The organism is Methylobacterium organophilum (assembly GCF_022179465.1).
Lineage (GTDB): Bacteria > Pseudomonadota > Alphaproteobacteria > Rhizobiales > Beijerinckiaceae > Methylobacterium > Methylobacterium organophilum.
On the sequence record NZ_BPQV01000003.1, the window covers coordinates 260,199 to 283,882 of the forward strand.

General features: G+C 70.9%; 24 protein-coding genes. 8 read left to right on the plus strand and 16 right to left on the minus strand.

Annotation, left to right across the window (positions count from 1 at the left end; genetic code table 11):
- Positions 1 to 7 precede the first annotated feature (7 nt).
- From MFF21_RS06695 to MFF21_RS06715, 5 genes are all read right to left on the minus strand, one after another.
- Entirely contained in the window at positions 8 to 949 is a 942-nt protein-coding gene (locus MFF21_RS06695) for a TIGR02285 family protein (protein ID WP_238310473.1), read from the minus strand.
- A gap of 157 nt (positions 950 to 1,106) precedes the next feature.
- Positions 1,107 to 2,132 carry a sulfate/molybdate ABC transporter ATP-binding protein gene (locus MFF21_RS06700; protein ID WP_238310524.1) on the minus strand — a complete coding sequence of 342 codons (1,026 nt, stop codon included), beginning with the start codon at positions 2,130 to 2,132 and terminating at the stop codon, positions 1,107 to 1,109.
- Between the two features lie 25 nt (positions 2,133 to 2,157).
- Positions 2,158 to 3,051, minus strand: a complete 894-nt coding sequence (gene cysW / locus MFF21_RS06705) for a sulfate ABC transporter permease subunit CysW (RefSeq protein ID WP_238310474.1) — start codon at positions 3,049 to 3,051, stop codon at positions 2,158 to 2,160.
- A complete protein-coding gene (gene cysT / locus MFF21_RS06710) occupies positions 3,044 to 3,913 on the minus strand; it encodes a sulfate ABC transporter permease subunit CysT (RefSeq protein ID WP_238310475.1) in 870 nt (289 codons plus the stop codon). Before cysT ends, cysW begins: the two co-directional genes overlap by 8 nt.
- 7 nt (positions 3,914 to 3,920) lie before the next feature.
- On the minus strand, positions 3,921 to 4,913 hold the full coding sequence (locus MFF21_RS06715; RefSeq protein WP_238310525.1) for a sulfate ABC transporter substrate-binding protein: 993 nt from the start codon (positions 4,911 to 4,913) through the stop codon (positions 3,921 to 3,923).
- A gap of 347 nt (positions 4,914 to 5,260) precedes the next feature.
- Here MFF21_RS06715 and MFF21_RS06720 point away from each other — a divergent pair, with 347 nt between their 5' ends.
- Both MFF21_RS06720 and MFF21_RS06725 read left to right on the plus strand, forming a co-directional pair.
- Positions 5,261 to 6,547 (plus strand): PDC sensor domain-containing protein, encoded by a 1,287-nt coding sequence (locus MFF21_RS06720; protein WP_238310476.1) that lies wholly within the window; start codon positions 5,261 to 5,263, stop codon positions 6,545 to 6,547.
- 182 nt (positions 6,548 to 6,729) lie between these two features.
- The gene (locus MFF21_RS06725) at positions 6,730 to 7,335 is read left to right on the plus strand and encodes an adenylate/guanylate cyclase domain-containing protein (protein WP_283206510.1); all 606 of its coding nucleotides are present in this window, start codon (positions 6,730 to 6,732) and stop codon (positions 7,333 to 7,335) included.
- Here the strand turns inward: MFF21_RS06725 and MFF21_RS23960 are convergent.
- From MFF21_RS23960 to MFF21_RS06755, 7 genes are all read right to left on the minus strand, one after another.
- Complete coding sequence (locus tag MFF21_RS23960; RefSeq protein WP_276518064.1) at positions 7,314 to 7,448, minus strand: hypothetical protein; 135 nt, start codon at positions 7,446 to 7,448, stop codon at positions 7,314 to 7,316. The genes MFF21_RS06725 and MFF21_RS23960 overlap by 22 nt on opposite strands.
- Before the next feature lie 5 nt (positions 7,449 to 7,453).
- Complete coding sequence (locus MFF21_RS06730; protein WP_373324946.1) at positions 7,454 to 8,335, minus strand: WecB/TagA/CpsF family glycosyltransferase; 882 nt, start codon at positions 8,333 to 8,335, stop codon at positions 7,454 to 7,456.
- Positions 8,332 to 9,897, minus strand: coding sequence for a GumC family protein (locus MFF21_RS06735; protein ID WP_238310477.1), 1,566 nt, complete (start codon positions 9,895 to 9,897; stop codon positions 8,332 to 8,334). Before MFF21_RS06735 ends, MFF21_RS06730 begins: the two co-directional genes overlap by 4 nt.
- Positions 9,898 to 10,179: 282 nt before the next feature.
- Positions 10,180 to 10,950 carry a polysaccharide deacetylase family protein gene (locus MFF21_RS06740; RefSeq protein WP_238310478.1) on the minus strand — a complete coding sequence of 257 codons (771 nt, stop codon included), beginning with the start codon at positions 10,948 to 10,950 and terminating at the stop codon, positions 10,180 to 10,182.
- A 3-nt stretch (positions 10,951 to 10,953) separates the two neighbouring features.
- A complete protein-coding gene (locus MFF21_RS06745) occupies positions 10,954 to 11,760 on the minus strand; it encodes a class I SAM-dependent methyltransferase (protein ID WP_238310479.1) in 807 nt (268 codons plus the stop codon).
- Between the two features lie 207 nt (positions 11,761 to 11,967).
- Entirely contained in the window at positions 11,968 to 12,927 is a 960-nt protein-coding gene (locus MFF21_RS06750; protein WP_238310480.1) for a DUF6492 family protein, read from the minus strand.
- Positions 12,924 to 14,267: a lipopolysaccharide biosynthesis protein gene (locus MFF21_RS06755; RefSeq protein ID WP_238310481.1), complete on the minus strand. Its 1,344-nt coding sequence runs from the start codon at positions 14,265 to 14,267 to the stop codon at positions 12,924 to 12,926. The genes MFF21_RS06750 and MFF21_RS06755 overlap by 4 nt, the downstream gene beginning before the upstream one ends.
- 139 nt (positions 14,268 to 14,406) lie before the next feature.
- Here MFF21_RS06755 and MFF21_RS06760 point away from each other — a divergent pair, with 139 nt between their 5' ends.
- Positions 14,407 to 15,345 carry a glycosyltransferase family 2 protein gene (locus MFF21_RS06760; protein ID WP_238310482.1) on the plus strand — a complete coding sequence of 313 codons (939 nt, stop codon included), beginning with the start codon at positions 14,407 to 14,409 and terminating at the stop codon, positions 15,343 to 15,345.
- A 5-nt stretch (positions 15,346 to 15,350) separates the two neighbouring features.
- Entirely contained in the window at positions 15,351 to 16,694 is a 1,344-nt protein-coding gene (locus MFF21_RS06765) for an O-antigen ligase family protein (RefSeq protein ID WP_238310483.1), read from the plus strand.
- On the opposite strand, the gene MFF21_RS06770 is transcribed toward MFF21_RS06765, so the two are convergent.
- Entirely contained in the window at positions 16,681 to 17,829 is a 1,149-nt protein-coding gene (locus MFF21_RS06770; RefSeq protein WP_238310484.1) for a glycosyltransferase family protein, read from the minus strand. The genes MFF21_RS06765 and MFF21_RS06770 overlap by 14 nt on opposite strands.
- A gap of 302 nt (positions 17,830 to 18,131) precedes the next feature.
- The gene (locus MFF21_RS06775; RefSeq protein ID WP_238310485.1) at positions 18,132 to 18,335 is read right to left on the minus strand and encodes a hypothetical protein; all 204 of its coding nucleotides are present in this window, start codon (positions 18,333 to 18,335) and stop codon (positions 18,132 to 18,134) included.
- Positions 18,336 to 18,755: 420 nt separating this feature from the next.
- Between MFF21_RS06775 and MFF21_RS06780 the strand changes: the two genes are divergently transcribed.
- Genes MFF21_RS06780 through MFF21_RS06795 form a run of 4 tightly spaced genes read left to right on the plus strand, consistent with a single transcriptional unit; the run spans position 18,756 to position 21,872 of the window.
- A complete protein-coding gene (locus tag MFF21_RS06780) occupies positions 18,756 to 20,078 on the plus strand; it encodes an O-acetylhomoserine aminocarboxypropyltransferase/cysteine synthase family protein (RefSeq protein ID WP_238310486.1) in 1,323 nt (440 codons plus the stop codon).
- Positions 20,079 to 20,081: 3 nt separating this feature from the next.
- Entirely contained in the window at positions 20,082 to 21,095 is a 1,014-nt protein-coding gene (locus tag MFF21_RS06785) for an isopenicillin N synthase family dioxygenase (protein ID WP_238310487.1), read from the plus strand.
- Entirely contained in the window at positions 21,092 to 21,268 is a 177-nt protein-coding gene (locus tag MFF21_RS06790) for a hypothetical protein (RefSeq protein WP_238310488.1), read from the plus strand. The genes MFF21_RS06785 and MFF21_RS06790 overlap by 4 nt, the downstream gene beginning before the upstream one ends.
- On the plus strand, positions 21,261 to 21,872 hold the full coding sequence (locus MFF21_RS06795; protein ID WP_238310489.1) for a beta-class carbonic anhydrase: 612 nt from the start codon (positions 21,261 to 21,263) through the stop codon (positions 21,870 to 21,872). Before MFF21_RS06790 ends, MFF21_RS06795 begins: the two co-directional genes overlap by 8 nt.
- A 27-nt stretch (positions 21,873 to 21,899) precedes the next feature.
- Here the strand turns inward: MFF21_RS06795 and MFF21_RS06800 are convergent, their stop codons facing one another.
- Positions 21,900 to 22,676: an ABC transporter ATP-binding protein gene (locus MFF21_RS06800; RefSeq protein ID WP_238310490.1), complete on the minus strand. Its 777-nt coding sequence runs from the start codon at positions 22,674 to 22,676 to the stop codon at positions 21,900 to 21,902.
- Positions 22,670 to 23,674 carry an ABC transporter permease gene (locus MFF21_RS06805; RefSeq protein ID WP_238310491.1) on the minus strand — a complete coding sequence of 335 codons (1,005 nt, stop codon included), beginning with the start codon at positions 23,672 to 23,674 and terminating at the stop codon, positions 22,670 to 22,672. The genes MFF21_RS06800 and MFF21_RS06805 overlap by 7 nt, the downstream gene beginning before the upstream one ends.
- Positions 23,675 to 23,684: the final 10 nt, after the last annotated feature.

Below are 23,684 nucleotides of genomic sequence, written 5' to 3' on the forward strand. Positions count from 1 at the left end.
CACCGTCTCACTCGCCCGTCAGGAAACGTGTGTCGTAGACGGCGCGGATCTTTTGCAGATCGGCGGGCTCGGACCAGGACTCGACGATCTCCCGCCAGGCCGCGCCCGGACGCTCCTCGCGCAGGACGGCGTTGACCCGGGCGACGACCTCCTGCCCGTTCGGCGTGTTCGCGCACATGACCCGGGAGAAGACCGGCTCCGGGGTCTCGGCGAAGGGCAGCCCGACGAAAGCCTCCTCCGCACCGAGCCGGCGGGCACCGTAGCGGGCGATGGTCGGATACTCGACGAGATAGTCGAGACGGTCGTTGAGCAGCATCCGGAAGGCTTCCGAGAACTCGGAATGGGTCGGCAGGGGCGCGTTCGCGCGCAGGAGCGCATCGATCTCGAGGCCGAGGGAGCGGTCGCGCAGGACGCTGGTACGCAGGTCGCGCCGATCCTTGAGGAGCCCGTTCAGGGAGAGCGGCCCCAGGGCGTCGAAGGTCGCCCGCCGGGGGGCGTGGACCATGATGCGCAGGGGATAGAACATCGACACCGGCAGGGAGAAGACCGCGAAGGTCTCCCGCTCCGGGGTCTTCACCCCGCCCACGAAGCACCAGTCGGCGCCCTTGCGGATCTCGTGGAGCACCCGGGGAAACGGCACGGTCACCATCCGGTGCCGGTAGCCGTCGAGCCGCTCGATCAGGCGCTGCCGGATCCGGTCGAAGATGCCCCGGTCCCGATCCGGCCCGTCGGTGATCATGAAGGGCGCGGCGTCGTAGATCGTCCAGCCGATCTCCTTGTCCTGGGCCTTAGCCGTCCCCGGCAGAAGCGCGGCGAGGAGAAGGGCGAGGACGGCGAAGGCGCCGCGGCCACGGTCGACGACGAAGCGGGAGGGCTTCGAGAACAGCCGCCGCTCCCGCCGATCCGGGGCCGGGGAGGCCACCACGTCGAGGCACGGGGCAGATCTCATTCGCCGGACGGATCCCACAACACGAACATGTGGTGGGCCTAGTCGCAGAAGATGCAGAATCCCCTAAGACGCGCGACACAACTGCATACAATCAAATTACATGCAGAGATTGCAGTCCTGACGCGAGGGGCGGGACATTTCCCCTCGCGGGCATTGATCAGGGGAAGACGTAGCCGCCGACGATGCGCAGGCCCACCTCGCGGCCGGCCTCGTAGCGCTCGCCATCCGTGTCCTCCACGGCGAGGGTGCGCCCCTCGCCCCGGTCGACCTCGATGCGCTGGCGGCCCTGGCTGCGATGCGAGGAGCGCACGGTGCCGCCGAGATGCGCCTCGAAGCCGTCGGCGAACTGGAACTGCCAGGGCCGGACATAGAGCTTGATCGGGCCGATCACGTCCCGCGGCGCGGCGACCGGCGTCGCCCGGCCGTTGACGAGGACCCGGCCGCCCTCGGCGATCGCCTCGATCTCGATGGCGTCGCCCAGGAACTTCAGCACCGTGGCCGAGGCCGGGCTGTCCTGCACCTCGTCCGGGGTGCCGATCTGCTCCAGGCGGCCCTTGTCGAGCACGGCGACCCGGTCGGAGAGCTCCAGCGCCTCGTCCTGGTCGTGGGTCACGAAGATCGTGGTCTGGCCGGTGCGGTTGTGGATCTCCCGCAGCCAGCGGCGCAGGTCCTTGCGCACCTGCGCGTCCAGCGCGCCGAAGGGTTCGTCGAGGAGGAGCACCCGTGGCTCCACCGCGAGCGCCCGGGCGAGCGCGATGCGCTGGCGCTGGCCGCCGGAGAGCTGCGAGGGGTAGCGGTCCGCGAAGCCCGAGAGGCGGATCAGGTCGAGCAGGTCGCCGACGCGGCGCTTGATCTCCGCCTTGGCCGGCCGGTCCGCCCGTTTCCGGGCGTTGAGCCCGTAGGCGATGTTGTCGGCCACGGTCATGTGCTTGAACAGGGCGTAGTGCTGGAACACGAAGCCCACCGCGCGCTGCTGCACGGGCAGGCCCGTGGCGTCGTCGCCGCCAAACAGGATCCGGCCGCTATCCGGGAAGTCGAGCCCCGCGATGATGCGCAGCAGCGTGGTCTTGCCCGAGCCCGAGGGGCCGAGCAGACCGAGCAGTTCCCCCGCCCGCACGTCGAGGGAGAGGCCGTGCAGGACGGCGGCCGTCTCGAAGGTCTTCGAGAGGTCCTCGACCCGGATCGCCGTCGGCTTGCCGACGAGGCCGCTAATGGCGGGCGCCGGAGGCGAGCTCGCTCGCGTAGCGCCACTCGAGAACGGATTTGATGACGAGCGTGACGAGGGCGAGACCGGCGAGGAGGGAGGCGACGGCGAAAGCGGCAACGAAGTTGTACTCATTGTAGAGGATCTCCACGTGGAGCGGGATCGTGTTGGTCAGTCCGCGGATATGCCCGGACACCACCGAGACGGCCCCGAATTCGCCCATCGCCCGGGCGTTGCAGAGCAGGACGCTGTAGAGCAGGCCCCAACGGATGTTGGGCAGCGTCACCGTGAGGAAGGCGTGCAGGCCGGAGGCCCCCAGCGTCAACGCCGCTTCCTCCTCCGTGGTGCCCTGCTCCTGCATCAGCGGGATCAGCTCGCGGGCGACGAAGGGGAAGGTGACGAAGATCGTCGCGAGCACGATGCCCGGCAGCGCGAACAGGATCTGGATGCCGTGGCTCGCGAAGAAGGTGCCGAACAGGCCCTGCGCGCCGAACAGCAGCACGTAGATCAGGCCCGAGACCACCGGCGAGACCGAGAAGGGCAGGTCGATCAGGGTGATGAGCAGGCTCTTGCCCGGGAACTCGAACTTGGCGATCGCCCAGGCGGCCGCCACGCCGAAGACCAGGTTGAAGGGCACGGCGATGGCCGCGACGATGAGGGTCAGGCGGATCGCCGAGAGCGCGTCCGGCTCCCGGAAGGTCGCGAGATAGGTCTCGAGGCCCTTCGACAGGGCCTGGGCGAAGACCGTGACCAGCGGCAGCACCAGGAACAGCGCCAGGAACACGACCGCGATCCCGATCAACAGCCAGCGGATGCCGGCCCCTTCCGTGACGGCGCTGCGCGGCGTGGCCGGGGCCGGCGTCACGGCGAAGGTGGAGGCGGGCACGGCCTCAGACATAACCGAATCTCCGCCGGCTCCAGGCCTGGATCAGGTTGATCGCGAGCAGCGTCAGGAACGAGATCCCGAGCATGATCGTGGCGATGGCAGCGGCGCCCCCGTAATCGAACTCGGAGAGCTTGATGACGATGAGGAGCGGCGCGATCTCCGAGACGTAGGGCAGGTTGCCCGCGATGAAGATGATCGAGCCGTACTCGCCGACGCCCCGGGCGAAGGCCAGGGCGAAGCCGGTCAGCACCGCCGGCACCAGCGGCGGCAGCACGACCTTGGTCAGGGTGGCCAGGCGGGTCGCGCCGAGGGTGGCGGAGGCTTCCTCCACCTCCTTGTCGATCTCGGCGATGAGCGGCTGCACCGTGCGCACGGCGAAGGGCAGCCCGATGAAGACCATGGCGATGAAGATGCCCACCGGGGTGTAGGCCGCCTGGATGCCGAGCTTGGCGAGCTGCGCGCCGACGAGGCCGGTCGGCGCGTAGAGCGAGGCGAGGGCGATGCCGGCCACCGCGGTCGGCAGGGCAAAGGGCAGATCCACCACCGCGTCGACCACCTTGCGGCCGGGGAAGCGGTAGCGCGTCAGCACCCAGGCCACGAGGAAGCCGAAGACCGAGGAGACGAGCGCCGCCACCAGCGACACGCCGAAGCTGATCCTGAGCGCGCTCGCCACCCGCGGATCGCGGGCCACCTCGACGATGCCGGAGAGGCCGATGCCCGAGGCCTTGGCCACGAGGGCCGCGAGCGGCAGCAGCACGATCAGCGTCAGGCAGGTCAGGGCGTAGCCGAAGGTGAGCCCGAAGCCCGGGATCACGCTCGGCCGGCGGAAGCGCCGGGCGGGGCGCTGCGTGGGAGGGGCGGAAGCAGCAGCCATGGGCGCCTCAGCGGCCGGCCTTGCTCAGCTGGTCGAACAGGCCGCCATTGTCGAAATTCTTCTTCTGGATATCGTCCCAGCCGCCCTGCAGATCCTCGATCTTGAACAGCTTGATCTCGGGCAGGAGGGCGAGGTCCTTCTTGTCGGCGGCCTCGCGCTTGATCGGCCGGTAATGGTGTTTGGCGAAGATCGCCTGGGCCGCATCCGTGTAGAGGAACTGCAGATAGGCCTCGGCCTGCTTGCGGGTGCCCTTGGCGTCGACATTGGCGTCGACGATGGCGACCGGCGGCTCGGCGTAGATCGAGGAGGGCGGCACCACCACGTCGAACTTGTCGGCGCCGAATTCCTGCAGGACGAGGAAGGCCTCGTTCTCCCAGGTCGGCAGCACGTCGCCGAGGCCGCGCTGGGCGAAGGTCACGGTCGAGCCGCGGGCGCCGGTATCGAGAACCGGCACGTTCTTGTAGACCTGACCGACGAAGGCGTTGGCCTTCTCAGCGTTCTTGCCTTCCTTCTCGTAGGCGTAGCCCCAGGCGGCGAGGAAGTTCCAGCGCCCGCCGGCGGAGGTCTTCGGGTTGGGGGTGATGACCTTGATGTCGGGATTGACGAGGTCGGCCCAGTCCTTGACGCCCTTCGGGTTGCCCTTGCGCACCAGGAACACGACCGTCGAGGTATAGGGCAGGCCCTCGTTCGGCAGCTTGCTGCGCCAGTCGGGAGAGATCTTCTTCGAGATCTTGGAGATGGCGTCGATGTCGGAGGGGATGCCGAGGGTCACGACGTCGGCCGGCACGCCGTCGATGACGGTGCGGGCCTGGGCGCCGGAGCCGCCATGGGAGGCACGCACGGTGATCTCCTCGCCGGTCTTGGCCTTCCAGTCGGCGGCGAAGGCGGCGTTGATGTCGCGGTAGAGCTCGCGGGTCGGATCGTAGGAGACGTTGAGCAGCTCCGCCGCGCGGGCCGAGGCCGGCATCCCGAAACAGGCGATGGCGGCGAGGCCGGCCATGGCGAGGAAGCCGCTGCGGCGGGTCGCGGAACGGGCGATCTTCGAGGCGTGGGCGGTCAAGACGAGCTCCGGAAGCCGGACAGCCCTCCCGATCCGAGGGGCCGTTCGTTGCGTGAATGCCCGGATGTGTTGTTCTTTTAAAAGAACGTTGTCAAGGCAAAGCCTCCCGTCACCCCCTCGCCGATCCGGGCCTTCCTCCTCTCGGAACGGCTCATTTTCGGCAAAAATAAAACAAAGTTCTATTATTTGATGCATAAACGACAAGAACCCTCTCCACATCTGCCGTTCTAAAGAAAGAACGTCCGCCTTGGGAGACCCAAGGGGATTGTTCATATCCGGGGCTCAAAATGATGCCCGGAGCCGGCGCTGCGCGCCCTCGCCACGGACGCATCAGGGGCGGATACGAGGCCGTTCGGGCCTGTGCCGCGCCGGCGCGCCCTGCGGCGGTCGACCGCCGCAGGGCTCCGGAGCCGAAAGACGGTCGCGTGTCCAAACGCCGAAAGACACCCCAGAGCCCGCGCGCGGCGGCGGTCGGCCTGCAAGCCCTGCTCGCGGCGGTGTTCGCGCTCATCATCGTCACGGTCGTCGGCGGCCTGGTTTGGACCACCTATCGCGAGACGGCCGCCCTATCCTCGGAAGAAGCGACGGCCCGGTTCGATGCCCTGGCCTCGACCGTCGCGCAACGCCTGCGCGCGACCTTCGATCCGGGCTTGATCATGCTGGACGCGCTCGCGGCCATGCCGCTCGGGCGGATGGAGCCGCTCGCCGCAGGCCGGGTGATTCTCGCCATCATGCAATCGGATGCGCGCCGCTCGCCCGCAGTGGCCGCCGTGCAGATCGGACGCGACGACGGCACCGCCCTCATCGTCGGGCGCCTCGACGACGACAACCGGGAGGTCGCCGGTGCCGTCTACGTCTTCAAGGTGGTCACCGCCGCACCGGACGGCCTCGTCCAGCGCACGTACCACCTCGACGAGCAGGGCCGCGAACTTGCCCAGACGGACACCACCCCTTCCGATTTCGATGCCCGGAACCGGCCCTGGTACACCGCCTCCGTCGTCACCCCGGAGACGATCACGACGCCGCCCTACCGCTATATCGGCCAGCGCAACATCATCGGCGTCACCCTCGCCCGGCGTGCCACCTCCGAACCCGGCATCGTCTACGGTATCGACATCACCCTCAAGCGCCTGTCCGGGACGCTGACCGCTCTCAAGCGGTCGAGCGGTCGAGCGGCGCGGATCTGGCGCTGTTCCATCCGGGCGGCCAGCTCGTCGCCGCCACCGAAGAGGCTGCGGAGGCCGCGCCCGACCGCCCCCTCATCGACGGCCTGCCCTCCATCACCGAGGCGGGCAACCCGCTGCTGTCGGCCCTGTTCCGCGCCTATGCCGCAGGGGGCGCCGTTCGGGACAAGATCCTGTCCATCGACGAGGAAGATTACTTCGTCCGCTTCGACCGGCCGGGCGCGGAAACGGGCCTCGTCACCGCCATCAGCATGCCGGAGAGCGTCGTCCTCGGCCCCGCAGCGGCCCTGCGCGACCGGCAGCTCATCATCGGGCTCGCGGCGATGGTGGCGGCGGCCCTCGTTTCGCTCCTGGCGGCCCGGCAGCTCACCCGCCCGCTCGGGGCCGTGACCCGGGCGATTTCCGGCATCTCCCGCTTCGAATTCGAGGCGAGCCGGGCGCGGCCCTCCCACATCCGGGAGATCGACGAGCTCTGGACCATGGTGCTGATGCTCGAACGCACCCTGCGCACCTTCACCTGCTACGTCCCGGCCCACCTCGTCCGCTCCATCGCCCGCGACCGGAAGGTGCCGATGGTCGGCGGCATCCGGCAGGAAGTGACGGTGCTGTTCACGGATGTGGAGGGATTCACGTCGATGTCGGAGCGGGCCGACCCGCACGCCCTGATGACCCAGATGTCGCGCTATTTCGGCACGATCGCCGCGGGGGTGACGGCGTCGGGCGGCTTCGTGGACAAGTATATCGGCGACAGCGTCATGGCAGTCTGGGTCTCCTCGCCCGCCTGCCAGGACCACGCCGCCCGCGCCTGCGCCGCGACGCTGGACATCGTGGCGCGCCTCGAGGCGCTCAACGCCGCCTTCCGCCGCGAGGGCCTGCCGGGCATCCGGACGCGCTACGGCCTGAACACCGGCGCGGGCATCGTCGGCCATGTCGGATCGATCGACCGGCTGAGCTACACCGTGATCGGCCACACCGTGAACGTGGCGAGCCGGCTGGAGCAGCACAACAAGCAGCTCGGAACCACGATCCTCGTCAGCGAGGACGTGGTGAAGGCCGCCGGAGCCGGCTTCGCCTTCGCGCCGGCGGGGCTTGCCGCCATCAAGGGGCTGTCCTCCGGCATCCGGGTCTACGAGCTGCGGTCCGCAGCCTCCGCCGATCAGACCGAGACCCAATTATAGGCCAGCCACAGCCCGTGGGCGACGAGGGCCCACCAGGCCACGGTAATGCCGACCGCGCCGATCAGGCCGGCGGTCGGGATGTGCTTGCGCAGCGTCTCGGGGACCCTTCGCATCGAACCTACTCTCCGTTCTGGGCAAGGGCGCGCGGCGAGTTGCCGGCGCCGCGTCCGGCCTGCATCCGCGCCGCGACGCGGACGGCCTGGGCCCGCAGGCCGCTCCCCACTAGGAGGGCGACGGCGTGCGGATTGGTGAGGGTGTAACGGATCGTCAGCCGGGCCGGCTCCTGGCCGAGACGCCAGGCCCATTCGAAGCCGACTCGCTGGATCCAGGCCGGGGCGCGGGAGCGCGTGCCCGACAGGAAGTTGAACAGGCCACCCGAGGTCTTGATCATGCCGACGCGGGAGAGCCGGGCCCCGTGCTCCTGCACGAAACGCTGCTCCCGCGGCACCCCGAGGCCGAGCCAGAGGATGTCCGGGGCGAGGGCATCGATCTCGGCGAGCTTGGCCTCCAGCGCCGCGCCGCGGTGGAAACCGTGGCTGCCTCCCAGCAGGCGCAGGTCCGGATAGAGCTTCCGGACATTCGCGAGCGCGCGCCGGTTCTCCTCCTCGGTGGCCCCGTAGAGATAGAAGCTGACGCCATGCGGGATCGCGGCGCGGGCGACGTGGTGAAACAGGTCGGTGGTCGCCACCCGCTCGGGCAGCCGCCGGCTCCCGAACCAGCGGGACAGCACCACCATCGGCTGCCCGTCGGGATTGATCAGGTCGGCCGCCTCGACGAGCTGCGCGAAATCCGGATCGCGGGCGCAGCGCGAGAGCACCTCGCCGTTGACGGAGGTGAGGAAGAGGGGCCGCTCCCCGCGCGGCAGGCGCGCCGCCTCGATCATCAGCGCCACCGTCTCCGCCATGTCCGCGGCGGCGATCGCGACTCCGCCGAGGCGGGTCGCCGGTACGGCGCGCATCAGGGCCGCGCCCGGCGCGGCTGCGGATTCCATCGGGCTCATCGCGCGCCTCCATAGGTGCCGACACCACGGCCCGCGGTGGTGGAGACGGCCGTCAGCAGGGGCGGGCGAGGGGGATCGTCGGGAAAGGGGGCGGCGCTCCGGCGCAGCGCCTGGGCGCCGGAGGCGCCCATCTCCCGGCGGAGGCGGTCTTCGCCGAAGGCCAGGACGAGCCCGAGCAGCAGGCCCGCGCCGAAGCCCAGCATCGCCAGGGTCTTGGCCGGCGGCGGGTAGCTGCGCTGTAGCGGCCGCACCGCCGGGGTGATGACGCGGGCATTGCCGATGTCGAGGCGCGCCTGCTCGCTGGTCTCGCGGGCGCGGACGAGGAACGCCTCGTAGACCGCGCGGCTCGCCTCGGCCTCCCGCTCCAGTTCGCGCAGGCGGATCGAGGCCTGGGCGACGTCGACGGTGCGGCCCTTGGCCTGCTCGAAGCTCTGCTCCAGCGCCTTCACCGTCGCCTGGGCACGGGCGAGATCGGTGCGGGCCGCCTGGGCGAAGCGGCCGATCTCCTGGTCGATCAGGCGGCGGACCTGCTGGACCTGTGACTGGATCGAGCTGACGAGGGGATGGCGCGGCCCGAGATCGTGCATCAGCTCCGCCTGCCGGCGGCTGAGCTCGCTGTACTGGCCGCGCAGGGTCGTGATGGCCTGGGAGGCGAGCACGTCCTCGTTGCCGCCGGCATCGAGCCCGTCCTTGCGCATGCGCTCGATCTGGTCGACGCGGGCCTTGGCGTCGGTGGCCCGGGCGCGGGCGGTGGCGAGCTGAGCGGTGAGCTGGGTGAGCTGCTGATCGGTGACGAGGCTGTCGCGGGTGCCGACGAGGCCGTTCGCGGCCCGGTAGAGCTGGACCTTGCTCTCGGCGGCGTTCACCGCGTCGCGCAATTCGCCCAGCCGCGCGGCGAGCCCGGCGCTGGCGCGGTTGGCAGCGTCCGCGCGGTTGGCCGCCTCCTCCGCGAGATAGGCGGCGACCACGGCATTGGCGAGGCGGGCGGCCTTCTCCGCCTCCCGCGACCAGACCGAGACCTCGACGATGAAGGTGCGCCCGCTCCGGCTGACGCCGATGCGCCGCTGCAGGGCGTCGAGGGCGATGGCGGCGTCCCCGCCCGGATCGGCGACCGGCGGCTGCGACAGGCCGAGGGCGAGGCCGATCTTCCCGAGCAGGCCCGGATCGCCGGTGCCCACGAATTCCGGATCCCGGGCGAGGTTCTGGCTCGCCACCACCCGGGCGAGGACGTTGCTGGAGGTGATGACCTGCGCCTGGCTCTCGACGATGGTCATGTAGCCGGTGGAATCCTGATTGCCCGGCGTCAGCTCCTTGTCCATCAGCCGCAGGTCGCGCGGGTCGAGATAGAGCTGGACGCCGGCGGCGTAGCGCGGCGTCAGGGACTTGCCGACGAGGAAGGCGATACCCGTGCAGGCGAGCGCGCAGGCGAGGATCACGAGGGCGCGCCGCCGGAGAATCTGGAACACGCCGCGCAGAGACAGTCCCCAGGCGGAAGGGGCCCGCCCCGCCTCGGCGGCGGGCGGCGGACTCGTCCGGGGCAGACTGTCTTCGTACAGCAGCATGGATCGCTCCCGTGGGCCGCGACGCGGGCCGCGCGTCCCAAACCCGGATCCGCGAGACCGCTTCGAGAAGCGGATGCGCCCTTTCGGGACATCCGCCGCCGCCGCGGGCCGCGATGCCGTCCAGGTCGCAATCGCCTTGCCGCCGAAGCGCCTCGGCGGTGGTGCGCGCAACGCTGGGTTTGGAGAAGGGAAGGCTCTCTCGCCGCGCGGCCCGGCCGCCGGCGGAACGCCCGATCGTGCCGAACGCCGGCTTGCGACGTTGCGGCGAAAGCGCGTGACCGATCAGAAGGCGCGGCGTCGGGCCTCGTCCATGGTCACGCAGGCGATGCCCCGCGCGGAGGCCGCGCGCAGCACGGCCTCCAGAAGCTCAGGCCGGCAGCCATAGGGACTCGGCGCGGGCGTGACGTCGTGCCCGTAGAAGATCAGCCAGCCCCGCTTCGCCAGGGCCTCGTCCATCAGGCGGTCGATCTCCCCCGCGTCGAGCGCCCCGTCGATCAGCGGATTGGCGCGCAGGAAGCAGCGGTCGACCCGGCCCGCATTGACGCCGGGGATGATGCTGCGGCCGGTCGCGAAGACGTCCCGCACCACCCGCTTGGCGCTCACCGAGCCATAGCCGTAGGGGAAGGCGAAGCTCCGCGGCTCGAGGCCGACTCCGAAGCTCCGAAGCGTTGCGCGGTTCCGGCTCACCTCCCCGGCGAAGCCCCGCCCGCCCAGCATCGGCACGAAGGCGTGGGATTCCGTGTGGCAGCCGATCTCGTGGCCGGCCCGGTGCAGCGCGGCGAGGCGGTCCGCCCCCGCGTTGCGCCAATGCTCCGAGGGCGTGTCGACGAGCTTTCCGGCGATGTAGAACGTGCCCTTCGCCCCGTAGGCCTCGAGCAGGTTCACCCCCGTGGTGCAGGCGGAATCCGGCACGTCGTCGAAGGTGAGGCTGACCAGGGGCTCCCGGCCCTTCAGCAGCACGGTCGAGCCGGCGACATGCATCGCGACGCGATGGGCGAGACGTGCGCGCAGCTGGGACGGCCAGTGCCGGGCCTCGCGGGGCAGCGGACCCACGGCTCAGGCTCCCTGGTCGGCCGAGGGCGCGCGCTTGCGCAGGATCAGGTGGTAGTCGCCGTGGCGCACGTTCACCTTGCCGAGGAGGGCGAGGTTCATCAGGTCGGTTGCCGCGTCCATGAGGCTCGCGAGCAGCGGAAGGCGCTGGCGCATCTCGGCGTAGCGCGGGCTCTCGTAGACCCGCTCGTAGAGCGTCTCGAAGCCGAGGGGCTCGAGATAGGCCTTGAGGCGCCGCGGCAGCACCAGCGGATGGTAATGCACCGGGAAGGGCGGCTCTCCGGGATGGCCGGCCCGGGCATGGCCGCGGATGCGCCGGTAGTACCAGACGTGGAACCAGTGCGGCGAGACGCGCGTCACGAACCCCGACAGGGACCGGGGATTGGGCGCGCCGACGAGGAGGAGGCCGCCCGGCTTCAGAGCCTCCGCGAAGCGCTGCAGGGCGGCCGCCACGTCCGGAAGGTGCTCGATGACGTTGTAGGTCGTCACGAGGTCGAAGCTGCCCGCCGCGAAGCGCTGAACCTGAATATCGCCCTCGACCCGGGTCGAGGCGTAGCCGTTGTTGGCGAGTTGGACGGGATCGATGTCGACCACGGTGACGCGACCGCGCCGGATCAGCTGGGCGGGCAGATAGGAATCCGCCCCCCCGCCGGCTTCGTAGATCGCGACCTCGCCGGTAGGCAGATGCTGCTGGAGCACGGCATGGACCCGCGCCAGGCTCGCGCCGGCCTCGCCGGCGGGAAGGGGCGTGCCCTCATGCAGCCCAACGGGCTCGAGCGGGATCGCGTCCATGCCTGCGAACGTTGCGCTCATGGCCATCGCCTTCCTCCAAAATCTTTACAGGAAATCATCGGCCCAGCCCAGCCAAACAGTTGCACACCGCAACGATGACAATGTCTTGAACGACCGAACCAGTTATGCGTCAGAAGTATTTCTGCATTTTTCTCGTTAGAAAGAAAGTATCACGTCCGCGTGATCCGTCGATATCGTTAAAATTGGCTCTTAGATTTGCTACATCCCTCACGCGGCCCGCGAAGAAGCCTCCGAAATCGACGGTTGTGTCTCCGAATAGTATCGGGCGAGGCTCGCACGGATCGTCGCCATGGGCGTCGCGCCGAAGGACTGGATGCAGAAGGCCCGCTCCCAGGGCTCCGCGGCCCGCAGCATCGCGAGGATGTCGGGCACCTCCAGGGGAGCGGCGTCCCAATGCGTCCGTGTGAAACTGCGGGCCGTCGGGCTGTGGCGGGCGAGCAGGGCCGGCGTGTTCGCGACGAAGGCACCGTAGGTCATGTATTCCGAGAAATCCCGGTCCCGGCACATCGCCGCGACCCAGTTGCGGCCGCTCAGGAGCTCCATCCGGGCGGTCATCGCCCGCACGCTCGCCTGATCCCAGACGATGATCTGGTCGATGTAGTCGTCGGCGGGCAGGACGGGCGCCGGCGTGCCCACGAGGCGGCTCGCGGTGGCGACCCAGAGCTTGTGGCGGACGGCCCCCTCCGTGACGCCGCCAGCATGGATGTGGAACGGCGCCGGGTTCGGCTCGGCCAGGGTCGCGAAATCGAAGTCGCGGAAGAAATAGATGTCGGAATCGATCAGGCAGAACCGCTTCTCCCGCAGGGCGCGCGCCGCCTCGATCTTCACGATCTGCTGGATGTGCCAGCCGCTCACCGGCTTGCCGTGGAAGGACCACCAGTAGCGGCGGCGGCGCCAGCGCAGAAGCGGGACCGGGCGCAGCCAGCGCGGCAGGAAGCGCGAGAGCGGCAGGATCTCGCGGTCGGGACGCGCATGGGGCGCGAACAGCGCCACGTCCTCGTCGTCGACGATGACGTAGTGTCGGCCGCGCCGGGGCACGTGCCGGTCGATGCTCTCGAACAGCAGCCGGCAGCGCTCGAGATCGCCGCGATGGCTCAAGGTGATGATGCCGACGGTCTCGGGACGCGGCTGCGGGCCGGGGCCGGTCTCTTCGGGACTTCCGCTCATGATGCCGCACTCCGAACGAGCAGCCGGTAAACCACGGTGAAGGAGATCGCGTAGATCGCCAGGTAGACGGCGTTCAGCCAGACGCCCCAGGATTCCGAGCCGGGGGCGGCCAGGAGGATGAGGGCGACGGCGAGGGCCTTGAGGAGGACGAAGCTCGCCGTGAGGCCGGCGCGCAGGGTCATGCTGCCGAAGGCGAAGAACAGCTCGCCGTGGAATTCGAGCAGGTTGCGCACCGCCGGCACGGCGATGATGGCCGCGAGCATGCCGTAGGCCGCCGAGACGTTCGGCCCGAGGATGCCCGGGCGCAGATGGAGCATGGCGAGGAGGGCGAGCAGCAGGCCGGTCGAGACGAGGGCCACCGTCCCTTCGAGCTTCAGGCATTGCCGGATCCGCTCCCAGCTCGCCCGGCGGGCGCGGATCAGCTCGCGCGAATACATCATGAAGATCGGCCGCAGCGGCACGCCGGTCAGGTCGATGAGCCGCATCGAGATCGCGTAGATGCCGGCCATGCGCTCGCCCGCGAGCGTCAGGATGACGAGCTTGTCGACCTCGGTCTGGGCCGTGAACAGCAGGTAGGAGAAGGCGAAGAGCAGCCCGTCCCGCAGGCGGCCCTTGAGCAGGGCCGTCCGGTGGCGCAGCCGGATCCGGGGATGGAAGGCGATGCTGAGCGCGACCGCCGCGGCGAGGTTGCCCGCGAGGTAATACAGGCTCCAGGTCTCGGCATGCCCCCCGCCCCCGGCCCAGAAGGCGACCGCCGCGACCGCGCGGAAGCCGACCGGCAGGGAGACGAGGGTCGAGGCGGCGGCGAAGCGGCCGAGCCCGTTATTCACCTGGACGAGAAGCTCGATCTGCCGCCACAGCACGATCTCGACGAGCATGATCGCGAGATAGGCCGGCAGCTCGATCACGTTCCGGAACAGGACGAGGTAGACGAGGCCCGCGATGGCGAAGAGAAGCGGCAGCGCCAGCACGGCGCAGAGGTAATAGGCGGCGAGATAGCCCGACAGCGACGCGCGCCGGCCCGCCGCCGCCCGCATCACGTAGGACTGGAACCCGAACCCGGCGAAGCAGCCGATCAGCATGCCCGCGCCCGAGACCGAGGCGAAGACGCCCATCTCGGCGAGGCTGAGGGTGTTGGCCAGGACGAAGAAGTAGATCACCTGCAGCGCGAGGCGGCCGCCGGAGCCCGCCAGGAGCTGCGCGTAACTCGTGAGCAGACCGCGATGGCGGGCGAGCAGGGCGCCCAGCCGGCCCGAAGCGGGACGCCGTCCCGGAACGGTCCGGGCCGGCAGGACGCGCGGCCAGCGCAGCGTCGGAAATCGGGACGAGTGAACGGTCATGGGCCGGTGCCGAGCAGACCGCATGCCAGTGTCGCGGTCCCGGATCGGCCCCGCCGGCGCGGCGGCCACGCGGGCCGTCGATCGGCGACCGGACCTCTTCTTGCAGGGTGGGGGGCGACGGATCCACCGAGGTTCCAGAATGAGACATCCCGATCCCGCCGGCATCGACATCGTCGTCTGCGTGCCGACCTTCCGCCGGCCCGCCCATCTCCGGCTGACGCTCGACTCGCTGCTGACCCAGACCATCGCCCGGCCCTTCGCCGTGGTCGTGGTCGAGAACGACGCCTCGGCCCGGGAAGGCAAGGCCGTCGCGGACGGCTACTTCGCGGCGGGACGCCTGAACGGCACCAGCGTGGTGGAGCCGAACCAGGGCAATTGCCATGCGATCAACACGGCCTTCGGCACGGCCCTCGCGAACTACCCGGCCGCGCGCTTCATCCTGATGTTCGACGACGACGAGATCGCCACGCCGCACTGGCTGGAGCGCATGGTCGAGACCGCCGAGCGCACCGGGGCGGGCATCGTCGGCGGCCCGGTACATCCGGCCCTCGCCGAGGGCCGGCGGGCGCTCGCCGCACATCCGGCCTTCGCCCCGGCCTACGACACCAGCGGACCGGTCCCGGTGATCTACGGCAGCGGCAACTGCCTCATCACCCGCGCGACCTTCCAGCGGCTCGGCCTGCCGCCCTTCGATCCCGGCTACAACTTCCTCGGCGGCGGCGACACCGACTACTTCGTGCGGGCCCAGGCGGCCGGCATCGCCTTCCACTGGAGTGCGGAGGCCGTCATCACCGAGACGGTGCCCCCCGAGCGGCTCCGGCTGCGCTGGCTGATGAGCCGCGGCCTGCGCATCGGCGCGATCAACCACCGCATCGACACGAAGCGGGCGCACGGCGTCGCCGGCCGGTCGCGCCTCCTGGCCAAGACCGCCCTGCTGCTGCCGGTCTCCGCCGTCCGGGCCCTGCGTCTCTACGCCCGCACCCGCGAACCGAGCATCGCCCTGCACCCGGTCCTCGTCGCCTTGGGCCGCCTGCTCGCCGCGCTCCGGATCGAGCCGCAGCCCTATCGCGCGGTGTGAGCCCCGTGGCGACCACGCGGGCGGCCGCTCCGGGCACCCGGACCCATCCCCCGTCCCTGCTCGGCTATCTCGCCGAGCAGGTGGCGGAGTTGCGCGTGCCGTGGCTCGCCCGCTGCCTCGTCTTCCTCGCCGGTCTCCTCGTCTCCTGGATCACCCTCAAGCCCTTCCCGAGCCTGTCGAACCTCGATGCGGGCGACATCACCACCGGCCAGGAGGGCGCGACCTACGTCACCTTCGGCCTGCTCGCCCTCGCCGCCATCGGCTTCGCCCTGCGCGAGCACGCGCCGGCGCTACGCTCCCTGCTGACGCGCAGCCTCGTCGCCCTGGTGGTCTGGCTCGGCCTCTCGGTCCTGTTGTCACAGGATCCTTCGACCTCCGCCAAGCGGCTGGCCCTCACCGGGGCGGTCTCGGTCTTCGCGGCCTGCCTGCCGCTGCTCGCCGGCTCCCGGCGGGAGCTGAGCAACCTGCTGGCCCTGGCCGCGGGCACGCTGCTCGCCCTGTGCTATCTCGGGATGCTGCTCGTCCCGCATCTCGCGATCCACCAGCCCAACGACTTCGTGGAACCCGCGCTCGCGGGGGCCTGGCGCGGCGTGTTCGGCCACAAGAACTACGCCGCCGCGGTGATCGCCCTGGTCGCCTTCATCGGCGTCGGCCTGTTCGGCATGGGCGCGCGCCTGGCCGGAAGCGCGATCGTGGCCGCGTCCCTGATCTTCCTCGCCGGCTCGGGCGGCAAGAGCGCCACGGCGCTGCTCGTGGTCACCTTCGCCCTGACCGGGGCCTTCCACCTGTTCCGCGGCTTCGCCGCCCGCGCGGCGATGACGCTCGGCCTGGTCTTCGCCCTCAACCTGTTCAGCGTCGGCACGGTGATCAGCGAGCCGCTGGGCAAGGTGGTGCGGATGCTGCCGATCGACGCGACCTTCACCGGCCGCACCGACGTGTGGCGCTTCGCGGTCGACGCCGTGGCGGTGAAGCCCCTCACCGGCTACGGCTTCTCCGCCTTCTGGGGCACGGCCAAGGTGCGCGACAGTTCCGACGAGGGCGCGACCTGGGCGGGCTACGCCGCCCACAGCCACAACGGTTATCTCGACAGCGCGGTCAATCTCGGCCTGGTCGGGCTCGTCCTCACCGTGCTGGTCTTCCTGATCGCGCCCCTGCGCCACTTTCAGAGCCTGCAGGAGGGGGAGGGCCGGAGCGATCCCCTCGCCTGGATGTTCCTGCGGATCTGGCTCTTCGGGATCCTGCTCTCGTCCATGGAGAGCTTCTTCTACGACCGGGCCGATCCGCTTTGGATGACCTTCCTGTTCGCGGTGTTCGGCCTCCACTACCTCGCCCGGTTCAGGACGCGCTGAGCGCCGCCCCCGCCCGGGCCGGCGCCGCCGGCGGGATCAGCCTCTCCAGCACGGCGGCGGCGTCGCGGAACCAGAGATCGGCGTCGATCTCCGGCAGCCGGGTCGGGCGCGCGGCGGCGGCGAGGACCAGCGCGGCATAGGCCTCGGCCTCCGCTCCGGGCGGAGCGAGCACGATGGCGCCCTCCTCCAGCAGCGCCCGGAAGCGGGGATGGTGATCGAACTCGTCCGCCCGCAGCGGCGCCGTCACTACGACCGGCCGCCCGGCCTGGACGCTGGCGAGGATGCTCGCCCGCCGCGCGGTCAGCCCCTCGGGCAGGACATAGGCGAAGGCGTCGACGGTCTCGAACAGGCCGTAGAGCTCCTCCGCCGTCGCGACGTAGCCCGACACCACGACATGCTCCGACAGGCCGAGCGCCGCGACCTTGCGGTGGAAGATGTCCTCGATCCCGTCCGAAGCCTTGATGAAGGAGCCGATGAAGACGGTGAGGACGTCGACGCCCCGCGCCCGCAGGGCGGCGGCGATGGCGAGCACCGCCTCCGGCTGCTTGCCCGGATAGATCGAGCCGAAATGGCCGAGCACCAGGCGCCCCGCCTGCCGCGCCGCGGCGAGGCGGGTGCGCAGGGGGCTGTCCGCGGTCTCGGCCGGCCGCATCATGTTGGGCGGCACCGGCATCAGCACGGCGCGTTTGGCGAGGAATCCGACGATCGAATCCGCGGCGAGCTCGTCGCGCACCTGGGGCGAGACCAGAACCACGTGATCGGACAGGAGCAGGATCGGCCGCAGCACGGCCCGGCGCAGGCGGTGCATGCCGCCCCATTCGTGCAGCACGGCGATGCGCCCGCGCCGGCGCAGGGCGGCGAGGGCGAAGGCGAGGACGGGGCCGGCGAGGGCCCGCTTCCAGGCCACCACCGGCATGTTGGCGACGAGGCTGCGCGAGCGGCCGATCACCCGCCACAGCCGGCCGACGGGAAGCGTCTTCGGCTCCAGCAGGAGGGCTTCGTGCCGCCCGGGCTCCATCGCCTGCAGGGTGGCGAGCAGCCGGGCGGAGAAATCCCCGATGCCGCAGGGCGGACGGCCGCTGCCCAGGAGGTGCAGGGCGGCGAGCGGCGTCTCGGAGGGGTCTGCGGGCGGCATGGTGGATCTTCCGGGGCTCGCGGCGAGCCCGGCCCACTCTGTCGCCTGCCCCTTAAGAGACCGCTTCACCGAGCGCGGACGGCCCTCCACCCCCTCCCAAGGGGATCGGCGCCTCGCCCGGAAGGCCCTTCCGTCACGCCGGCCCAGGGCCTAACCTTCCCGGATGAACGACGATCTGCGCGAGTCCCGTGCGGCCCTGATCCTGATCGCGGGCGCGGTCTTCTCCGTGCTCGCCTTCGGAGCGGTGACGCTCCTGTCGCAATTCGGCGGCTGACCGCGCCGGCCCTCCGGCACGGCGCGCTCTACTCGGCGATCTCCTTGAGGTGCCGGTCGATGGCCGCCAGCGCCTTGGCCTGCTCGGGGTCGGGATGCGGGCCGCTGACATAGGCGAGCGTCACCCGGGCGATGCGCAGGGCCGTCGCGAGATCGCGCCCCTCGCGGCGCGCCTCGTCGATCACGGCGGCCACGTCCACCATGATCTGTGCTTTGGCCGCATAGCCTCTCATGGCAGCGGACACCCCACGGGAACCTGCAACGCGCCGTATCCGGTCTCGGCCGCCCGAGCGGAGGCCGCGTTCATGGCCTTACCATAACCCGCCGCCGAATTGAGCCCGGCCCGGGATGCGACCCCCTGCCCGTAGGGAGGGGACCCGGGACGAAGCGCCCCCTTCGGCCGGGCGCGCAGGGAATTCTTCTGCATCCGCCCCCTGACGACGAACAAAGCTTCCCCTGCCGATCTTCAATAAAAAACCGGCTTTCATTGACATTTCCTTCGTCCAGAGGAACATTTTTACCCGCAGACGATCCCATATGATCCGAGAAAGCGCCGATATCGGCACGGCGAATACTTTCATTTCGCCTTGGATCCGAGCCCACGCCCGCCCCTGGGATGAACGTCTCCGAATTTCTCTTGACGGAAGCCGCGCATGCCGAACGCTGACCTGCCCTCGTCCCATCCGGAAACGCTCGCCCTCCATGCCGGCTGGCGGGCCGACCCGCAGACCGGGTCGGTGGCGGTGCCGATCCACCAGACCACCTCCTACCAGTTCCGCGACACCGACCACGCCGAGAGCCTGTTCGCGCTGAAGGAGCTCGGCAACATCTACACCCGCGTCACCAACCCCACGGTGGACGTGCTGGAGCAGCGCCTGGCCGCCCTCGAAGGGGGCGCCGCGGCGCTCGCGGTCGCCTCCGGCCAGGCCGCCTCGGCGCTGGCGATCCAGAACCTCGCCCGGGCCGGCGACAACATCGTGTCCTCGACCGATCTCTACGGCGGCACCTGGAACCTGTTCGCCAACACCCTGTCCGAGCAGGGCATCGAGGTCCGCTTCGTCGATCCCGCCGATCCGGAGAATTTCCGCCGGGCGACCGACGCGCGGACGCGGGCCTATTACGCCGAGACCCTCCCCAACCCGAAGCTGACGGTCTTCCCGATCGCCGAGGTCGCGGCGATCGGCCGGCCGGAGGGCATCCCGCTCATCGTCGACAACACCGCGGCGCCGCTGCTCGCCCGCCCCCTCGAACACGGGGCGGCCGTCGTCGTCTATTCGACCACGAAATATCTCGGCGGCCACGGCATCGCCATCGGCGGGGCCATCGTCGACGGCGGCACCTTCGACTGGGCGGCCCATCCCGAGCGCCAGCCGGCGCTCAACACGCCGGATGCGAGCTATCACGGCGCGGTCTGGACGGAGGCCGCGGCGCCCCTGGGTCCCATCGCCTACGTGCTGCGCGCCCGGGTACGGCTCCTGCGCGACCTCGGCCCCGCCGTCTCGCCGCTCAACGCCTTCCTGACGCTCCAGGGACTGGAGACGCTGCCCCTGCGCATCGAGCGCCACAGCCGCAACGCGCAGGGCGTGGCCGACTGGCTGAAGACCCGGCCCGAGGTGGTGCGGGTGATCCATCCCTCCGTCCAGACCGGCGCGGCCCGGGAGCGGGCCGACCGCTACCTCCGCAACGGCTATGGCGGCCTCGTCGGCTTCGAGCTCGCGGCGGGCCGGGCGGCCGGGCGCCGCTTCATCGACGCGCTCAAGCTGTTCTACCACGTCGCCAATATCGGCGACGCGCGCAGCCTCGCGATCCATCCGGCCTCGACCACGCATTCGCAGCTCAATGCGCAGGACCAGCGCGCCACGGGCGTCTCGGACGGCTATGTGCGGCTCGCGGTGGGGCTGGAGCATCTCGACGACATCCTGGCCGATCTCGACCAGGCGCTCGCCGCTGCAGGCACCCTCGCACAGGCGGCCTGAGCCATGGCGACCACCCTCCCCCTCCTCGACCTGCGCCGCCTCGACGGCGCGCCGGACGACCGCGCCGCCTTCCTCGCCGAACTGCGCGAGGCCGCGCGCCAGGTCGGCTTCTTCTATCTCACCGGCCACGGCATCCCGGCCTCCGAGATCGCCGGCGTGCAGGCCCTGGCGCGGCGCTTCTTCGCCCTGCCGCTCGCCGAGAAGCGGGCGGTCGCCATGGTGAATTCGCCGCATTTCCGCGGCTATACCGAGGCCGGCCGCGAGATCACCCGCGGCCGCCCGGACTGGCGCGAGCAGTTCGACATCGGCGCCGAGCGGGAGGCGCTGCCCCGAGAGCCGGGCCTGCCCGCCTGGACCCGGCTCCAGGGCCCCAATCTCTGGCCGGCCTCCCTGCCCGGCCTGCGGGTGGGGCTCCTCGCCTGGCAGGAGGCGGTGACGCAGGTCGGCATCCGCCTGCTCCGGGCCTTCGCCCTGGCTCTGGGCCAGGAGACGGAGGCCTTCGCGCCGATCTATGCCGGCGCGCCCAACCAGCACATCAAGATCATCCGCTATCCCGGGCGCGAGGCGACGCAGGACGAGCAGGGCGTGGGCGCCCACAAGGACAGCGGCTTCCTCACGCTGCTGGTCCAGGACGGCGAGGGCGGCCTCGAAGTCGAGACCGAGGGCGGCTGGATCGCCGCGGCGCCGGTCGAGGGGGCCTTCGTGGTCAATGTCGGCGAACTCCTGGAGCTCGCCTCCAACGGCTACCTGCGGGCCACCGTGCACCGGGTGGTCACGCCCAAGGCCGGCCGCGACCGCCTCTCGGTCGCCTTCTTCCTCGGCGCCCGCCACGACGCCACGGTGCCGCTCCTCGACCTGCCGCCGGACCTCGCCGCCGCGGCGCCGGGGCCGGCGAGCGACCCGGACAATCCCCTCTTCCGCGAGGTCGGGCGCAACTACCTGAAGGGGCGCCTGCGCTCGCATCCGGACGTGGCGGCCCGCCACTACGCGGATCTCACGGAGGCGCGCGCAGCATGAGACGCCTCCTCGACAATCTCAGGACCATCCTGCGCCGCGCGGAGCTTCCCGCCGGCCCGATCCCCCTCGCCTCCGGTGCGATGCTGAGCCACGAATGGCTCGCCCCCCACCTCATCCGCCTGCCGGCCGGCATGCCGGCTCCCGGGACGGCCAGCGGAGCCTCCGATGCCTGACCCCGCGACTCCGCCCGTCTACGAGGAGGTTCTCGCCGCCAACGCGGCCTATGCGGCGGGCTTCGACAAGGGCGATCTCGCCCTGCCCCCGGCCCGGCGCTTCGCGATCCTCACCTGCATGGATGCCCGCCTCGACCCCGCGAAATATGCGGGCCTGTCCGAGGGGGACGCCCATGTCATCCGGAACGCGGGCGGACGGGCGAGCGACGACGCGATCCGCTCGCTCGTGATCTCGCACAAGCTGCTCGGCACGCGGGCCTGGTTCGTGGTCCACCATTCCGATTGCGGCATGGAGTTCTTCACGAACGCGATCATCGGCGACCTCCTGGAGGACAGCCTGGAGACTGCGGCCCTGGAGGACGGCGCCTGGGTCAATCCCCATCACGGCGGCGGCTCGGCGGCGGGGAAGGCCATCGACTGGCTGACGATCTCCGACCGGCTCGGCAGCGTGGCGGCGGATGTGCGCCGCATCCGGGCGCATCCCCTGGTGCCGGGGCACATCCCGATCTTCGGCTTCGTCTACGACGTCGCCACCGGCCGCCTCCTCGAGGTCGCCGCCGCCAGCGAAGCCGGCCGGCCGACGGCGGAGCCCCCCGGCGCCTGACGCCGCCGGGGCGGGTCGCGGCCGTCCTCAGGCGGGCTGCCCGAGGATGGCCAGGATCTCCCGGCGCAGGCGCACCAGCTCCGGATCGTCCCGGTGGCGCGGATAGGGCGCCGTGACCGGGATCTCCGCGCGCAGGGCTGCGGGGCGGTCGGAGAGGACGATCACCCGCTCGGCCAGCACCAACGCCTCCTCGACGTCGTGGGTGACGAGGACGGCGCTGAAGCGCTTCTCCTGCCAGAGGCGCAGGATCTCGGCCTGCATCGCGAGCCGGGTCAGGGCGTCGAGCTTGCCCAGGGGCTCGTCCAGCAGGAGCAGGCGCGGTTCGTTGACGAGGGCCCGGGCCAGGGCCGCCCGCTGGGCCATGCCGCCGGAGAGCTGGTGCGGATAGGCATCCGCGAAGCCCGACAGCCCGACGAGGTCGAGGGCGGCGCTGATCCGGCCCTGTTCCTGCCGGGCCGTGCCGCGGGCCTCCAGGCCCAGCGCCACGTTCCCGCGCACGGTGCGCCAGGGATAGAGCGTCGGATCCTGGAACACGAGGAGGCGGGACGGATCGGGTCCCTCGACGAGGCTCCCGTCGACGGTGATGCGGCCCTCGCCCGGCGGCTCCAGCCCGGCGATCAGGCGCAGCAGGGTGGACTTGCCGCAGCCGGAGGGGCCGAGCAGGGCGACGAAGCCGCCCGGCGGGAGATCGAGCCCGACGCGGTCGAGCACCGGCAGGGCCTGCCCCCTCAGAGCGAAGGCATGGCTGACGGATTCGACCCGCAGCCGCGCCCCGGCGGCCGTGTTGCGCGTGGCGGCTACCATTGCACCAACCCCTTCTGCCAGGAGAGCACCCGATCGCGCAGGCGGAACAGCAGGGTGATCAGCCCGGAGCACATCAGCGCCATCACGATGAGCGCGGCATACATGTTGGCATAGGCCGCCCAGCCCTGGGCCCATTGCAGGTACCAGCCGAGCCCCGCCTTCACGCCCAGCATCTCGGCCACGACCAGCACCGCGAAGGAGGCGCCGAGCCCCATGAACAAGCCGACGAAGACATGCGGCAGGGCCGCCGGGATCGCGACCCGCAGCACGAGGAAGGCCGGCGAGGCGCCGAGCGTGCGGGCGACGTCGAAATAGGCCTTGTTGACCCCGGCCACGCCCGACCAGGTCAGCACCGTGACCGGGAAGCCCGTGGCCAGCGCCACCAGGAAGGTGCTCGCCGACCAGGAGGACGGAAACACGAAGAAGGCGAGCGGCAGCCAGGCGGTCGCCGGCAGCGGCCCCACGAAGCGCAGGACCGGATGCGCCCAGTAGCCGACGGCCCGCGACCAGCCGATGGCGACGCCGAGGCCGAAGCCGGCCAAGGCCCCGATCAGGTAGCCGCCCGCGAGCAGCAGGAGGGAGGCGAGCGTGCTGGTGCCGAGCCGGGCGTAATCCTCGAGGAAGACTTCGAGGATGGCCTGGGGCGGCGGGAAGAACGGCATCGGCAGCAGCGCGAGCTTGGCCGTGACGACTTCCCAGGCCGTGAGCCCGAGCCCGGCGACCGCGAGCCAGGGCGCCCCATGGCGCAGGCGCTCGCCCGGGCGACCGAGGCGGCCGGCGAACCCCAGGGATGCGGCCAGCACGAGGCCGAGGCCGGCGGCGGCGAGGCCGAACTCGCGGGTATAGGCGAAGTCGCCGTCCTCGTGCAGGGCGAGGGTGACGGCGGCGAGGAGGAGCCAGGCGGGTCCCGCGGCGAGGCGCCCCCAGGGCAGGCGCGGCAGGGCCGCCCGGGCGGCTCGCGGCAGGGCGCCCGCGACGGCGCCGGTGGTCGCGCTCATGGGGCGCTCC